Source organism: Geodermatophilus sp. TF02-6 (genome assembly GCF_003319115.1).
Lineage (GTDB): Bacteria > Actinomycetota > Actinomycetes > Mycobacteriales > Geodermatophilaceae > Geodermatophilus.
Genome location: NZ_QOHF01000002.1, coordinates 134,305 through 148,664, shown reverse-complemented (window position 1 = coordinate 148,664; position 14,360 = coordinate 134,305). Strand labels below are relative to the sequence as shown.

Sequence of the window (14,360 nt, the reverse complement as noted above, 5' to 3'; positions counted from 1 at the left end):
CCGCCGGCCCGGCGCTCCCTCTCCCCGCGCCGCCGGCGACCTCCCCTAGACCGCCGCACCCTGGGCTGCCCTCCGCACGCGAGGGCCGACCCGTGCGCCCTCTCGCCCCGGAGCACCCACCCCCGATGGACGACCGCACCACGCAGCTCCCGGCCGCCCAGGCCGCCCCCACCACCGACACCCCGTCCCGCCGCCGCCTGCGGCTACCCGCACCCCGCCGCCGCCCGGCGATCCTGCTGGCCACCGCCGCCGCCGGCGCGGTCGTCGTGGCGGTGGTCGGCGGCCAGCCCGCCGTCGACGCCGAGACCCAGACGGTGACCGCCTCGATGGGCGTCGCCGAGCAGCTGGGCACCCCGTCCGCCCCCGCGGCTCCGGAGTCGGCCGCGGGGACGGCGATCCCCGACCTCACCCCGCTCGAGGAGCTCGCCGTCTCGCGCAGCGAGCGCGCGGCCGCCCAGGCCAGCGCGACCCAGGCCGCCGCGAACCAGGCCGAGCGCCAGGCCGCCGAGCGCGCGGCCGCCGAGCGGGCCGCCGCCGAGGCCGCGGCCGCCCAGGCCGCCGCGGAGCAGGCCGCCCGCGAGGCGGCCGAGCGCGCGGCCGCCGAGCAGGCCGCTCGCCAGGCCGCTCGCCAGGCCGCCGAGCGCGAGGCCGCGGAGGCCGCGGCTTCGCGGACCACGGCCTCGCCCGCGCCGCAGAACGGCAGCGGGTCGTCGTCCGCCGCGCCGAAGGGCTCCTACCAGGACTACGCGCTGGCCGAGGTCGGCGCCGAGCGGTTCGGCTGCCTGGAGAAGCTGTGGGGCAGGGAGAGCGACTGGGACCCCGACGCGCAGAACCCCTCCAGCACCGCCTACGGCATCCCGCAGTTCCTCGACTCCACCTGGAAGAGCACCGGGATCGCCAAGACCTCCGACGGGTACCGCCAGATCGACGCCGGGCTGATCTACATCGACAACACCTACGGCAGCCCGTGCGCGGCCTGGGCGCACTCGCAGGCCACGGGTTGGTACTGATCCATTCCCAGTAGCGGCTCCGTCGGCCTGTTGATCATGTGGTGCGGTCGTGCGCGTGGTGGAGCAGCGCCAGGGCGGCGGCGGTGATCGCGCCGATCCGCCACGGGCACAGGCTGACCCGGCGCAGCGCCTTGACAGTGGTCCCCGGCAGCGAGTTGCCGCGTTCGGCCGGCGCGCGGGTTGCCGCGCGCAGCAGGTTGACGGTGCGCTCATCGGCGGTCAGCCGGCGACCGGCAGCCTGCTCGATCGGCGTGGTCAGCGCCGCCCGTTATCCTCGTCGCCCCGATCGGCCAGCCCATCGAGGACGGCGATGACCTGCCCGTTGCCGCCGTGTGCGGCGTGCTTGCCCGACCACGACAGGTCCATCCGCCGCTCGGGCCGGTCAGCCCGCACCGTCGGCCCGGCGACCGAGCAGCGGTCGATGCCTTCGTGCAGATACCGGTAGGCCGTCGAGGAGCCGATCTCGTTGTCGGCGACCAGCTGGGCCAGCCGGGTGCCATCGAGAAACCAGCGCAGGACCAGGACCGCCTGCCGGTAGCAGCCCAGCGCCCGACGCCCTGCACGGGTGCGGCGTCGGCGCCGGCCAGCGGCGAGCAACGCCGACACGAACTGCACCGTCTCCTCGGCGACCCGGAGCACGGCGGTGTAGGTGAGGATCAGACACGCCCACGACCTGGGGTGGAGGAGACGATCCGTGAGAAGACCTCCCTCCTACCGAGGTCCTGCGTCATCTCCTGGCATCTGGCCGCCATCGGCGTGTTCCTGACCTGCGAATCCTCCGCTACGGGGAGAGGCTCACTGCCATCGTCCCCGCACAGGGCGCCAGCAAGTCCTCTCCTACTGCACGATCCTGACCAGCCAGCGGCTCGCCAGGGCGTTCCTGACGTGGCCCGCCACTCACCCGCCCGCCGACCTGACCGCCGACGAACGCGCGGGGACGGAAGCACTCTTCACGGCCGCGAACAAGGCGCTCGCCCAGGAATCCCGCCAGAGCGAAGCCGATCGCACGAGTCGAGGAGATCGCCACGGTCTTGGGCCGTGGCACGTCCCGGACTCTCCGGAAGGCTCGTCGGGCGATCCTCTTCACGGGCTCAGGTCCGCACCGTTCCCAACCCGAGCCGGTCCGCCGCCTCCATCAGTCGGTCGTCGAATGACGCCACTGTGGCCGACGTCTGCCGTGCGGTGAGGAGAACGCAGCAGTCGGGCATCCGCAGCCGGGTGCTCACGCGCAACTGGGCGAGGGCTGTCGCCGTCTCGTTCGGGAACGGGATCTCCTGGACCTCCAGGTCGGAGAGCCGGGACATGACCTCGTCCAGGCGATCCTCCCGCGTGGGAACGACCAAGATCTCGCTGAGCGTGAGTGGGTTGACAGCAAAGTCCTCGGACTCCAACTCGCGGGCCAGCAGCCCTTCGGCGCGGGCATGCTGGGCGTCGTCCGCATCCAGGTGTGCGATGAGCACGCTGGCGTCGAAGACGATCACTCGGGCCAGCCCTCCCGCACCCGCTCCAGGTAGTCCGGCCCATACAGCCCGGTGAACACGCCGTTGAGGCCGCGAAGCGCTGCGCGGCGTCGTTCAATCCGCTCCTGCGCGGCCTCCTGCGCGGCCCGGTGCCCCTCCAATGCCAGCCGAGCGACCAGCTGGGTGCGAGTGAGCCCCGGCCAACGAAGCGATGCCGCATCCAAGGCGACAGCGAGTTCGTCGGTCTCGGTCACCATGTGACGCGGGCGGGTTGTCGGCACCACCCGAGTGTGACACCGCCCCGACCCGTGCAACACCGCCTCCGGTCACAGCGGTCGACCTGTTGCAGGCCCTCGTCGGACGGGTGCGGCCACGCGTGTGCGCCGAACTCGTGACCTTCGGCCCGAGACCCGCCGATGACTGCCGCGCAAGCACGAGCAGCGAGAACGGACGGGCCACGATGACCGAGACGATGGACTTCGACATCAGCGTGTCGATGACGGACAGCGCTCCGGAGTACACGGGCCTCTCGTCCACGCCATCGCCGTACCGCGAAACCAGGCCACCTCGACCGCGGCGCTGTGCGGAAGCCCGCCGCACGATCGAGTGACGTGCCTGACGCTTCTGTGGACGGTCTCATGACGCCGCACCGGACCCCCTCCTCCCCACCGCTCGCAGGCTCGCGGCGGTGCCCTGCACGGGGCCGGCCCGCGACGGAGCCGGCGGTGCCCGGGACGGGGCCGGGTGGTGCACTGCCGGGCGTGCGAACCGTCCCCTCCGGCTTCGTCCGGGCCCACACCCAGGTCCGGCGGCCCTCCTCCGTCCCCGAGGTGCGGTTGCACGTCGCCGACGACGTCGTCGCCCTCTGGGAGGCGATGGAGGACGAGGGCGGCGCCGGTGAGGCGCCGCCCTTCTGGGCCGCGGCGTGGCCCGGCGGCCAGGCGCTGGCCCGCTTCGTGCTCGACCACCCCGAGGTGGTCGCCGGTCGGGCCGTGCTCGACCTCGGCTCCGGCAGCGGCCTGGTGGCGATCGCCGCCTGCCTGGCCGGGGCCCGGTCGGTGCTGGCCAGCGACGTCGACCCGTTCAGCCGGGCCGCGGTCGGCGTCAACGCCGGGCTCAACGGCGTCGACCGGGTGAGCGTGACCGGCGACGTCCTCGACCGCGACCCGGCCGGCGTCGACGTCGTCCTCGCCGGCGACGTCTGCTACGACCGGGAGATGACCGAGCGGGTGCTGCCCTTCCTGGAGCGGACCCGCGCCCGAGGGCGCGAGGTGTTCGTCGGCGACCCCGGCCGGCCCTACCTCCCCCGCGAGCGGCTGACCGCGGTCGCCGCCTACGACATCCCCGAGACCGAGGGCCCGGGGCTGCGGCGGACGACGGTGTGGCGGCTGCCCTGATCGGTAGGGTCGGCGGCCGTGGCCGCCCCGCTGTCCGCCGCCTCCGGTCCCGGACCCGCATCGAGCCGGAGCCGCCGGGCGCGCCGACCCTCGGGTGACGACCGCGAGCGCGCCATCCTGGCCACCGCCGAGCGGCTGCTCGAGCAGCGGCCGCTGGCGGAGATCTCCGTCGACGACCTGGCCCGCGGCGCCGGCATCTCCCGGCCGACCTTCTACTTCTACTTCGCCTCCAAGGACGCCGTCGTCCTCGCCCTGCTCGACCGGGTGGTGGCCGAGGCGCGGGCGCTGCGCGCCGAGGCGGTGAGGGGCAGCGCGCTGGGCGGCGACGTCCGGGAGAACTGGCGGGCGGCGCTGGGCGCGGTGCGCGACACCTTCCGCGCGCACCGGGCGCTCACCGCCGCGGCGACCCAGCTCCTGGCGCACAGCCCCGAGGTCCGGACGCTGTGGGCGCAGGTGATGGAGGGCTTCGTCACCGAGACCGCCGCGGCGATCGAGGCCGAGCGGGCCCGCGGCGCCGCCCCCGCCGGCCCGCCGGCGCGGGACCTGGCGGTGGTGCTCAACTGGATGAACGAGCGGGTCGTGCAGGTGACCCTGGCCGGCCAGCAGCCCGCCGTCGCGGAGGAGGACCTCATCGACGTCCTGCTCACCGTGTGGCTGCGCGCCATCTACGGCACCGACGACCCGACGGGGCGTTGACGCTCTCGACAGGGTGTCGACTACCGTGGGCAGCGTCACCGCGAGCCTGGGGGAGCCATGACCGCTGCCACCACCGTCGAGCACGTCGACGTCCTCATCGTGGGCGCCGGGCTGTCCGGCATCGGCGCCGCCTGTCACCTGCAGCGGGAGCGCCCCGGGACGAGCTGCGCGATCCTCGAGGCCCGCGACGCGATCGGCGGGACGTGGGACCTCTTCCGCTACCCGGGCGTCCGGTCGGACTCGGACATGTTCACCCTCGGGTACTCGTTCCGGCCGTGGACCCAGGCCCGCGCCATCGCCGACGGCGCGTCGATCCGCGAGTACATCCGGGAGACCGCCCGCGAGCACGACGTGGAGCGGCACATCCGGTTCGGCCACCGGGTCGTCGCCGCGGAGTGGTCGACCGAGGACGCCCGCTGGACGGTGACCGCCGAGCGGTCCGACACCGGCCAGACGGTGCGGCTGACCTGCTCCTGGCTGTCGGTCTGCTCGGGCTACTACCGCTACGACGGGGGCCACCGGCCGGCCTTCCCCGGCGAGGCGCGCTTCCGCGGCCGGATCGTGCACCCGCAGACCTGGCCCGAGGACCTGGACTGGGCCGGCAAGCGGGTCGTGGTCATCGGCAGCGGCGCCACCGCGGTGACCCTCGTGCCGAGCATGGCCGAGCGGGCCGCGCACGTGACGATGCTGCAGCGCACGCCCAGCTACGTGCTCGCCCTGCCCGGCCGCGACCGGCTCGCCGACGCGCTGCGCCGCCGGCTGCCGGCCCGGGCCGTCTACCCCCTGGTGCGGTGGAAGAACGTGCTGGTCTCCATGGCCTCCTACCAGTTCAGCCGGCGCCGCCCGGCGGCGATGAAGGCCTTCCTGCAGAAGGCGGCCCGCGCGCAGCTGCCCGCGGGCTTCGACGTGGCCACCCACTTCGACCCGCCGTACGACCCGTGGGACCAGCGGCTGTGCCTGGCGCCCGACGGCGACCTGTTCACCGCCGTCCGCGAGGGCCGGGCGTCCATCGTGACCGACCGGACCGCCTCGTTCACCGAGCACGGGATCGCGCTGGCGTCCGGCGCGGAGCTCCCGGCCGACGTCGTCGTCGCCGCCACCGGGCTGACCCTGCTGCCCCTCGGCGGGATGACCCTCACCGTGGACGGCGAGCCGGTGCACCTGTCCGAGCGGGTCTCCTACAAGGGGATGATGGTCTCCGGCGTCCCCAACCTGTCGATGACCATCGGCTACACCAACGCCTCCTGGACGCTCAAGGCCGACCTGGTCGCCCGCTACGTCTGCCGGCTGCTCGACCACATGGCGGCCTCCGGGTACGCCACCTGCACCCCGGTCGCGCCCCCCGAGGGCGGCACCGCCCCGTTCCTCGGGCTGACCTCCGGCTACGTGCAGCGCAGCCTGTCCGCGCTGCCGACGCAGGGCTCCCGCGCACCGTGGCGGCTACACCAGAACTACGTGCGCGACCTGCTCCTCATGCGCCGCGGCCCGCTGGAGGACGAGGGCGTCCGCTTCGCCCGCCGGCAGCCGGCCCGGGCCGCCGAGGAGGTCGCCGCAGCGTGAGCGAGCACGCGAGCCCACCGGGAGGCAGGGTCCGGCTCGCCCCGTACCGGTTCGCCGGGGGGACGGCGGTGGTGACCGGCGCGGCCGGCGGCATCGGCGCCGCCCTCGCGCACGGCCTGGCCCGACGCGGCAGCTCACTGGTGCTGCTCGACCGGGACGCCGACGGGCTGGCAGCGGTGGCGCAGGCCGTGCGGACGGCGCACCCCGCACTCGCCGTCACCACCCACGGAGTGGACCTGGCCGACGCCGCGGACACCCGGCGGGTCGCCGACGCGGTCGTCGCCGCGCACCCGGAGACCACCCTGCTGGTCAACAACGCCGGCATCGCCCTCGCCGGGCGGTTCGACCAGGTGACCCTCGAGGAGTTCGAGGAGGTCGTGGCGGTCAACTTCTCCGCCGTCGTCCGGCTCACGCACGCCCTGCTGCCCACGCTGAAGGCCCACCCGGGCGCGCACCTGGTCAACGTCTCCAGCCTCTTCGGGCTCATCGCCCCGGCCGGGCAGGCGGCGTACGCATCGAGCAAGTTCGCCGTCCGCGGGTTCACCGAGGCGCTGCGCTCCGAGCTGGCCGCGGACGGCGTCGGAGTCACCAGCGTGCACCCCGGCGGGATCCGCACCCGGATCGCCGAGAACGCCCGGGTCGGCTCCGGCGTCCCGGCGGAGGAGGCCGAGCGGGGCAAGCGCGACTTCGCCCGGCTGCTGACCATGGACCCGGCGAAGGCGGCCGAGGTGGTCCTCACCGCCGTGGAGCGGCGCCGGCCCCGGCAGCTGGTCGGCTGGAGCGCCGTCGTCCCCGACCTGCTGGCCCGGGTCGCGCCCGGCTCCCACGGCCGGGTGCTGGCCGCGCTGACCCGGCGGCGCCGGGGCTGAGCGGTGGGAGCGGTCCACGTCGGCACGTCCGGCTGGAGCTACGACCGCTGGGACGGCGTCCTCTACCCGCCCGGCACCCCGCCCCGCGACCGGCTGGCGCACTACGTGCAGCGCTTCGGCACCGTCGAGCGGGGCGCCAGCTTCTACCGCTGGCCCCGGACGGCGACCTCCGCCGGCTGGCGGCGCCGGCTGCCCCCGGGCTTCCAGCTGTCGGTCAAGGCGCCCCGCGGCCTGACCCACGCCAAGCGGCTGCACGCGCCGGAGACCTGGGTCGGCCGGCTCACCGAGTGCTGGCACGAGCTGGGCGAGAAGCGGGCGGTGCTGCTGGCGCAGCTGGTCCCCACCCAGGAGCGCGACGACGCCCGGCTCGACTCCTTCCTCGGCCTGCTGCCGGACTGGATGCGGGTCGCGGTCGAGTTCCGCCACCCCAGCTGGCACGACGAGGGCGTCTTCGCGCTGCTCGAGCGGCACGGCGCGGCCTACTGCGTCCGGTTCCGGCCGCGACGTGTACGCGTACTTCAACAACGACGGGCGCGGCCACGCCGTCCGCAACGCCGACACCCTGCGCGCGCTGCTCGGCTGCTGACGGCGGCGGACCGCCCGGGCGGCGAGCAGCCCGTACCCGGCGGCGTTCGGCACGAGCACCACCGTGTGGATGCCTGCCTGCACCGCCGGGCTGCCCACGTCCAGGCCGAGCGGGGCCAGCGCGTAGTGGCCCAGGAAGCCGCCGGTGTACGGCGCGGCGCCGGCGTGCTCGCGCAGCGCCAGCTCGAACTCGGTGAGCGGGCAGGGCGCCCCGGCGAGGTTCACGGCGAGGACCGCCGCGGCCACCGGGACGTGCACCAGCAGCAGCCGCGGCACCCGCAGCGCCAGCGGCGCGCCGGCCACCACGAGGACGACGGCGAGGCCGTGCACCACCGCGACGGCGTGCGCCCAGAACACGCCCCCAGCGTGGTACGCGATGAGGGCGCGCCGGGAGCCGGCGGACGGGACACTGGGGGCATGAGCGAGCACGACGACGGCGGCCGCGAACCGGGCTCCGGCAACCTGGTCAGCCGGTCGGTCGAGGAGTTCGTCAGCCAGTTGCGAGCCTTCACCGACCGCGCCCGCGGGCTGGCCAGCGGGGCCGCCGGTGCGGTGCCCTTCTCGCTGCCGCGGCTGCCCTCGCCGCCCGGGGCGCTGTCGGCGGCCCAGCTGCGGGCGATCGACCGGGCGGTGCGCGGCCAGCGCACGCAGATCCAGGCGATGACGGCCCAGCTGCAGGCCTTCGACGAGCAGCTGGCCGTCTTCGAGCGGATCCTCGACCCGCTGGTCGAGTGGAGCACCACCTGGGCGCGGCTGGAGGAGTCGGTGGGCGACTTCGTGCGCGGGACGCCGTCCGAGCGCTCCCAGCCGAAGCCGGCCGACCCCACCCTCTGACCGGTCCGGCTGCCCGACCGCGCGTTCAGCGGCGGTCGCGGCGCAGCGGGTGGTCGGGCGGCACCTCGACCAGCACGATCCGGACCCCGTCGGGGTCGGCCACCCACGCCTCGACCAGCCCCCACGGCTCGGTCCGCGGCTCGCGCAGCAGGCTCACCCCGGCCGCGCGCAGCCGCGCGTACTCGGCGGCGGCGTCGCGCACCTGCACCCACAGCGCCATCCCGCGCGGCGGCTGGTCGCCGCGGCCGGAGACCTCCAGCAGGCCGTTGCCGAGGAAGAACACCACCCCGGGGTGCTCCGGTGGGCCGAACTCCCGGTAGACCGCGAGCCCCAGGACGTCGCGGTAGAAGGCCTGCGACCGCGCGGGGTCGAGCGGCGTCACCAGCACCCGGCTGCTCAGCACGTCCACCCCGGCATCATCGGCAGGCGACCCATCCCAGGCGAGAGGAGAACGGCGATGGCCCAGCGCCGCGGAGGAGCCGTACCCGCCGCCGCCGACCCCCGGGCGCACCTGCGCGCGGACTGCGCCCGATGCGCGGGGCTGTGCTGCGTGGCGCCGGCCTTCGCCGCGTCGGCGGACTTCGCCATCGACAAGCCGGCCGGGCGGGCGTGCCCGCACCTGCAGCCCGACTCCCGCTGCGGCATCCACGCCGAGCTGCGCGAGCGCGGCTTTCCCGGCTGCACGGTGTTCGACTGCTTCGGTGCCGGCCAGCAGACGGTGCAGGTCACCTTCGGCGGGCGGGACTGGCGCGAGTCGCCCGAGCTGGCCGACCGGGTGTTCGCGGCGTTCGGCGTGCAGCGGCAGCTGCACGAGCTGCTCTGGTACCTCACCGAGGCGCTGGCCCTGCCGGCGGCCGCGCCGCTGCACCGGGAGCTCACCGCCGCCCGGGAGCGCACCGTGCGGCTCACCGCCGCCGGCGCCGACGAGCTGGCCGCCGTCGATCCCGCCGCCCTGCGCGCCGAGGCCGGGGCGCTGCTGGCGGAGGTCAGCGAGCGGGCGCGGGCCACCGTCCGCAGGCGGCCCCCTGCAGGGGCCCGCCGCGGCCCCGGCCTGGGCAGGCCCCGTCCAGAGGCTCGCCGCGGCCCCGTCCCGGGTCCCACCCTGAGCTCGCGAAGGGTGGGGAGGACGGGGTCCTTCCCCGGTGAGGAGGACGGGGCCCTTCAGCAGCGGGGCGCCGACCTGGTGGGCGCCGACCTGCGCCGCGCGGACCTGCGCGGGGTGAGCCTGCGCGGGGCCTACCTCATCGGCGCCGACCTGCGCGACGCGGACCTGCGCGCGGCCGACCTGCTGGGCGCCGACCTGCGGGCGGCGGACCTGCGCGGCGCCGACCTGTCCGGTGCGCTGTTCCTCACCCGCCCGCAGGTGGCCGCCGCCCGCGGGGACGCGGCCACCCGACTGCCGGCCGGCCTGGAGCACCCGGTGCACTGGGAGCGGCGGTGACCGAGGCGCTGCGCTGGCTCGACCGGCACCGGGGCGGCGCCGCGCCGGTCGACGTCCTGGCGTTCTTCGACCGGCTGCCCGCCGTCGGGCCGGACACCCTCGTCGGCCGCTGGCGGGGCACCGAGCTGCCCACCGGGTCCCGGCTGGACGGGCTGCTGCCGGCGTACCGCTGGTGGGGCAAGGAGGTGGTGGACGCCGAGACGGTGCACCCGCTGCTGTTCTGCGACCGGGCCGGCCGGCCCCGCCCGGTCGACCCCGCGCCGGCACCGCTGACCGTGCTGCGCCGGGCCCCGGCGCTGGCCCGCAGCCGGCCCGCCCGCGCCGCGTTCACCGTGGTCCGGCCGCTGCTGCGCACCCGCCGGCCCGGGGGCCGGCTGCGGCCGGTCGAGCACCGCGGCGTCGTCACCACGGCGCTGCTCTACGACCGGCTGCCGATCGTCGACGTCTTCCGGCAGGTCGACCCGGACGTGCTGCTCGGCCTCATGGACATGCGCGGCCTGCCCGAGCCGTTCGCCTTCGTGCTGGCGCGCGACCGGTGAGGCGCGTCGCCGCTCGATCGTCGCACCTGTAGCACAGGTTGCTACGGTGACGTCCGCGGTGGAGGTCATCGCGCAGCGGGAACTGCGCACGACGCGACGGTGATCGACGCCGTGGAGCCGGCTGGCCGACCTGCTGATCGCGGCCACCGCACACGCCCACGGACTGGACCTCTGCACCCGCAACGGCGATGACTTCGCAGAACGATGACTTCGCAGGACTCGACGATCTCGTCCGGGTCGTTCCCGTCTGGCGCACCCTGGCCGTGCGGCTGCGGTGCGTCAGAGGACGTCGTCCTCCGGCCGGCCCTTGTTCCCGGGCGCATGGCGGCGCAGGATCCCGGTGACCGTCCCGGAGACGGTGCCGAGCCGGGCGGTGGCCTGCCGCAGGGCGTGCACCAGCGGCAGCAGGTCGTCGGCGATGGTCCGCAGCGTGTCGGGCACCGTGTCGATCGCCGGGTCGTCCAGCACCCGGCCCACCCGCTCCAGCCCGGGCCGCAGCGCCCGCACCGGCTCCTCCAGCTCCTCGACCAGCCCCTCGAGGCGCTCGGCGGTGCGCTGTGCCGAGGTGATCGTCTCGGTCGCCACCCTGGTGGCGGCGATCAGCTCGCGGACGGCGCTGTTGAGGTCGGTGAGCGTCCGCGGCAGCTGCGCCAGCGCCTCGGTCTGCGCCTGCAGCTGCGCGAGCAGCTCGGACAGGCCGGGGATGCGCGGCATGCCCAGGCCGCGGAAGGGGTCCACGGGGAAACCGTGGGCGACCCGGGCCGTCCCCGCAACCGGCGGTGCGCTCACAGCGCCTTGATCTCACAGCGCCTTGATCTCAGAGCGCCTTGATGATGTCCTCGACCCGCTCGCGGGCGTCGCCGAAGAGCATCCGGGTGTTGTCCCGGAAGAACAGCGGGTTCTGCACCCCGGCGTAGCCGGTGTTCATCGACCGCTTGAAGACGACGACGTGCTCGGCCTCCCACACCTGCAGCACCGGCATGCCGGCGATCGGGCTGCCCGGGTCCTCGAGCGCGGCGGGGTTGACCGTGTCGTTGGCGCCGATCACCAGGACGACGTCGGTGCCGGCGAAGTCGTCGTTGATCTCGTCCATCTCCAGGACGACGTCGTAGGGCACCTTGGCCTCGGCCAGCAGCACGTTCATGTGGCCGGGCAGCCGGCCGGCGACCGGGTGGATGCCGAAGCGCACCTGCACGCCCTTGTCGGTGAGCTGGCGGGTCAGCTCGGCGACCGGGTACTGGGCATGCGCGACGGCCATGCCGTAGCCCGGCGTGATGACCACCGACCGGGCGGTGCGCAACAGGTCGGCGGCCTCCTCCGGGCTGATCTCGGTGTGCTCGCCGTCCGCGGTGCCCGCCGCCGTGCTGCCCTCGGTGCCGAACCCGCCGGCGATGACCGACAGGAACGAGCGGTTCATCGCCCGGCACATGATCCAGGAGAGGTAGGCGCCCGACGAACCGACCAGGGCACCGGTGATGATCAGCAGGTCGTTGTCGAGCAGGAAACCCGACGCCGCGGCCGCCCACCCGGAGTAGCTGTTGAGCATCGACACGACCACCGGCATGTCGCCACCGCCGATCGAGGCGACCAGGTGCCAGCCCAGGGCCAGGGCCAGCACCGTGACGACGGCGAGCACGCCGAGGTTCGGGGAGAGGACGAAGGCGACGGTGAGCGCGGCGAAGGCGACCAGCACACCGACGTTGAGCCAGTTGCGGCCGGGCAGCATGAGCGGGCTGCTCTTGATCCGCGCCGAGAGCTTGAGGAAGGCGACGATCGAGCCGGTGAAGGTCACCGCGCCGATGAACACCCCGATGACCACCTCGGCGGAGTGGATGCCGAGCAGGCCGGCGGGCACCTCGGTCTGGGCCGCGCCGGCCCGCTCCACCGACAGGTAGCCGTTCCAGCCGACGAGGACGGCGGCCAGGCCGACGAAGCTGTGCAGGACCGCGATCAGCTCCGGCATGCCGGTCATCTCGACCCGGCGGGCCCGCCACAGCCCGATGGCCCCACCGGCGGCCATGGCGACCACGATGAGCCCGACGGCAGCGGCCTCGAGGCTGCGGGCGGCCAGCCCGATGGTGGCGGCCAGCGCGATCGCCATGCCGGCGATGCCGTAGGCGTTGCCGGTCTTGGCGGTCTCGTGCCGGGACAGCCCGGCCAGGCTCAGCACGAACAGCAGACCGGCGACGATGTAGGCCGCGGCGGCGGCGGAGGCAGCGGTCACCGTCGTCAGCTCCTCGAGAACATGCCGAGCATGCGGCGGGTCACGGCGAACCCGCCGAAGACGTTGATGCTGGCCACCAGCACCGCGACCGTCGCCAGCACGGTCACCAGCGTGCTGGTGTGGCCGATCTGCAGCAGGGCGCCGACCAGGATGATCCCGGAGATCGCGTTGGTCACGCTCATCAGCGGGGTGTGCAGCGCGTGGTGCACCGACCCGATGACGTAGAAGCCGACGACGACCGCCAGGGCGAAGACGGTGAGGTTGCCGATCAGCTGGTTGGGCGAGAGGGCGGTCAGCAGGAACAGCAGCACGGCGGCGGCGCCGACCAGGGCGGAGGTGCGGACGGGGGAGCGCGCCGGCCTCGTCGCCGGCGCGGCGGCGGCCGGGCGCGGGGCGGGCGCGGCAGCCGGTGCCGCCGACACCTGCACCGGAGGAGGTGGCCACAGGACCTCGCCGTCCCGGACGACGGTCATCGACCGCTGCACGACGTCGTCGAGGTCGAGGACGAGCCGGCCGTCCTTGCCCGGGGTGAGCAGCTTGAGCAGGTTGACCAGGTTCGTGCCGAACAGCTGCGAGGCCTGGCCGGGCAGCCGGCCGGGCAGGTCGGTGTAGCCGACGATCGTGACCCCGCCCGGGGTGACCACCACCTCGTCGGGCACCGAGCCGGCCACGTTGCCGTCCTGCGCGGCCGCCATGTCCACGACCACGCTGCCCGGTCGCATGCTGGCCACCATCTCCTCGGTGATCAGCCGCGGCGCCGGGCGGCCGGGGATGAGCGCGGTGGTGATGACGATGTCGACGTCGCGGGCCTGCTCGGCGTACATCGCCGCGGCCCGCCGGTCGTAGTCCGCGGAGGTCACGCTCGCGTAGCCGGTGCCGCCGCCCTGCTGCTCCGTGCCGTCGGAAGGCGAGGCCGGGACGCCGACGTACTCCCCGCCCATCGAGGCGATCTGCTCGGCGACCTCGGGGCGGACGTCGGTGGCCCGCACGATCGCCCCGAGGCTGCTCGCCGCCCCGATCGCAGCCAGGCCGGCGACGCCCGCGCCGACGACGAGCACCTTCGCGGGGGGCACCTTGCCGGCGGCGGTCACCTGGCCGGTGAACAGCCGGCCGAAGGCGTGCGCAGCCTCGATCACCGCCCGGTAGCCGGCGATGTTGGCCATGGAGGACAGCACGTCCAGCGACTGCGCTCGGGAGATCCGCGGGACGGCGTCCATCGCCAGCGCGGTGACCCGCCGGTCGGCGAGGGTCTCCACGACGCCGGGGTCGAGGGCGGGCGCGAGCGTGCTCACCAGGACCGCGCCCCCGCGGAGTCGCCGGATCTCGCCGTCGGTCGGCTTGGCCACGTGCAGGACGACGTCGGCGCCCCAGGCCTCGTCGCCGCTGCCCACCCGCGCGCCGGCCTCGGCGTAGGCCTCGTCGGGGAAGCTGCTGGCCGCTCCGGCGCCCGACTCGACCACGACCCCGTAGCCGAGGGCGAGCAACTGGCGGACGGTGGCCGGGGTGGCCGCCACCCGCGTCTCGCCGGGGCGGGTCTCCCTGGGCACTCCGATGAGCACGGCGGCTCCGTTCTTCGGCGGTCGGACGCGGGGTCCCCGTATGATGCCGAACCCCGTGATCTGCACCACCACCCGGGCACCGGCTGTGCGGCGATCCACACACGAGGCGGCCGGCGTCCCGAGGGGACGCCGGCCGCTCGGCCCCCTGCAGGGCACCGGGGAAGGACCCCGTCCTCTCACCCCTCG

13 protein-coding genes and 3 pseudogenes are annotated in these 14,360 nt (G+C 75.0%); 8 read left to right on the top strand and 8 right to left on the bottom strand.

Annotated elements, in window-relative coordinates:
* Positions 1–125: 125 nt before the first annotated feature.
* Positions 126–1,010 (top strand): lytic transglycosylase domain-containing protein, encoded by an 885-nt coding sequence (locus tag DQ238_RS02755; RefSeq protein ID WP_113779772.1) that lies wholly within the window; start codon positions 126–128, stop codon positions 1,008–1,010.
* A gap of 34 nt (positions 1,011–1,044) precedes the next feature.
* Here the strand turns inward: DQ238_RS02755 and DQ238_RS02750 are convergent.
* The 3 genes and pseudogenes from DQ238_RS02750 to DQ238_RS02740 all read right to left on the bottom strand — a co-directional run bounded on the left by DQ238_RS02750 (position 1,045) and on the right by DQ238_RS02740 (position 2,724).
* Positions 1,045–1,680: pseudogene (locus DQ238_RS02750) on the bottom strand (IS5/IS1182 family transposase).
* Between the two features lie 421 nt (positions 1,681–2,101).
* Positions 2,102–2,491 (bottom strand): PIN domain-containing protein, encoded by a 390-nt coding sequence (locus DQ238_RS02745; protein ID WP_158550697.1) that lies wholly within the window; start codon positions 2,489–2,491, stop codon positions 2,102–2,104.
* On the bottom strand, positions 2,488–2,724 hold the full coding sequence (locus DQ238_RS02740) for a hypothetical protein (RefSeq protein WP_147263000.1): 237 nt from the start codon (positions 2,722–2,724) through the stop codon (positions 2,488–2,490). Before DQ238_RS02740 ends, DQ238_RS02745 begins: the two co-directional genes overlap by 4 nt.
* Positions 2,725–3,231: 507 nt before the next feature.
* Here DQ238_RS02740 and DQ238_RS02735 point away from each other — a divergent pair.
* The 5 genes and pseudogenes from DQ238_RS02735 to DQ238_RS02715 all read left to right on the top strand — a co-directional run.
* Positions 3,232–3,867, top strand: coding sequence for a methyltransferase (locus DQ238_RS02735; RefSeq protein WP_199506097.1), 636 nt, complete (start codon positions 3,232–3,234; stop codon positions 3,865–3,867).
* Positions 3,868–3,885: 18 nt separating this feature from the next.
* Positions 3,886–4,563: a TetR/AcrR family transcriptional regulator gene (locus DQ238_RS02730; protein WP_233495655.1), complete on the top strand. Its 678-nt coding sequence runs from the start codon at positions 3,886–3,888 to the stop codon at positions 4,561–4,563.
* Positions 4,564–4,620: 57 nt separating this feature from the next.
* Positions 4,621–6,123 (top strand): NAD(P)/FAD-dependent oxidoreductase, encoded by a 1,503-nt coding sequence (locus DQ238_RS02725; protein ID WP_113779768.1) that lies wholly within the window; start codon positions 4,621–4,623, stop codon positions 6,121–6,123.
* Positions 6,120–6,992 carry an SDR family oxidoreductase gene (locus DQ238_RS02720; RefSeq protein ID WP_113779767.1) on the top strand — a complete coding sequence of 291 codons (873 nt, stop codon included), beginning with the start codon at positions 6,120–6,122 and terminating at the stop codon, positions 6,990–6,992. Before DQ238_RS02725 ends, DQ238_RS02720 begins: the two co-directional genes overlap by 4 nt.
* Before the next feature lie 3 nt (positions 6,993–6,995).
* Positions 6,996–7,454 (top strand): annotated as a pseudogene (locus DQ238_RS02715) (DUF72 domain-containing protein); the annotation flags it as partial.
* Between the two features lie 219 nt (positions 7,455–7,673).
* On the opposite strand, the pseudogene DQ238_RS23465 reads toward DQ238_RS02715, so the two are convergent.
* Positions 7,674–7,880, bottom strand: a pseudogene (locus DQ238_RS23465) (DUF2784 family protein); the annotation flags it as partial.
* Between the two features lie 556 nt (positions 7,881–8,436).
* Positions 8,437–8,820: a VOC family protein gene (locus DQ238_RS02700; protein ID WP_113779766.1), complete on the bottom strand. Its 384-nt coding sequence runs from the start codon at positions 8,818–8,820 to the stop codon at positions 8,437–8,439.
* A 48-nt stretch (positions 8,821–8,868) separates the two neighbouring features.
* On the opposite strand from DQ238_RS02700, the gene DQ238_RS02695 reads away from it, so the two are divergent.
* Positions 8,869–9,852: a pentapeptide repeat-containing protein gene (locus tag DQ238_RS02695; RefSeq protein WP_113779765.1), complete on the top strand. Its 984-nt coding sequence runs from the start codon at positions 8,869–8,871 to the stop codon at positions 9,850–9,852.
* A complete protein-coding gene (locus DQ238_RS02690) occupies positions 9,849–10,391 on the top strand; it encodes a GXWXG domain-containing protein (protein WP_113779764.1) in 543 nt (180 codons plus the stop codon). Before DQ238_RS02695 ends, DQ238_RS02690 begins: the two co-directional genes overlap by 4 nt.
* A gap of 279 nt (positions 10,392–10,670) precedes the next feature.
* On the opposite strand, the gene DQ238_RS02685 is transcribed toward DQ238_RS02690, so the two are convergent.
* From DQ238_RS02685 to DQ238_RS02675, 3 genes are all read right to left on the bottom strand, one after another.
* Positions 10,671–11,129, bottom strand: coding sequence for a hypothetical protein (locus DQ238_RS02685; protein ID WP_113779763.1), 459 nt, complete (start codon positions 11,127–11,129; stop codon positions 10,671–10,673).
* 79 nt (positions 11,130–11,208) lie between these two features.
* Positions 11,209–12,615 carry a Re/Si-specific NAD(P)(+) transhydrogenase subunit beta gene (gene pntB, locus DQ238_RS02680; RefSeq protein ID WP_113779762.1) on the bottom strand — a complete coding sequence of 469 codons (1,407 nt, stop codon included), beginning with the start codon at positions 12,613–12,615 and terminating at the stop codon, positions 11,209–11,211.
* Between the two features lie 5 nt (positions 12,616–12,620).
* Positions 12,621–14,162 (bottom strand): Re/Si-specific NAD(P)(+) transhydrogenase subunit alpha, encoded by a 1,542-nt coding sequence (locus tag DQ238_RS02675; RefSeq protein WP_370447501.1) that lies wholly within the window; start codon positions 14,160–14,162, stop codon positions 12,621–12,623.
* Positions 14,163–14,360: the final 198 nt, after the last annotated feature.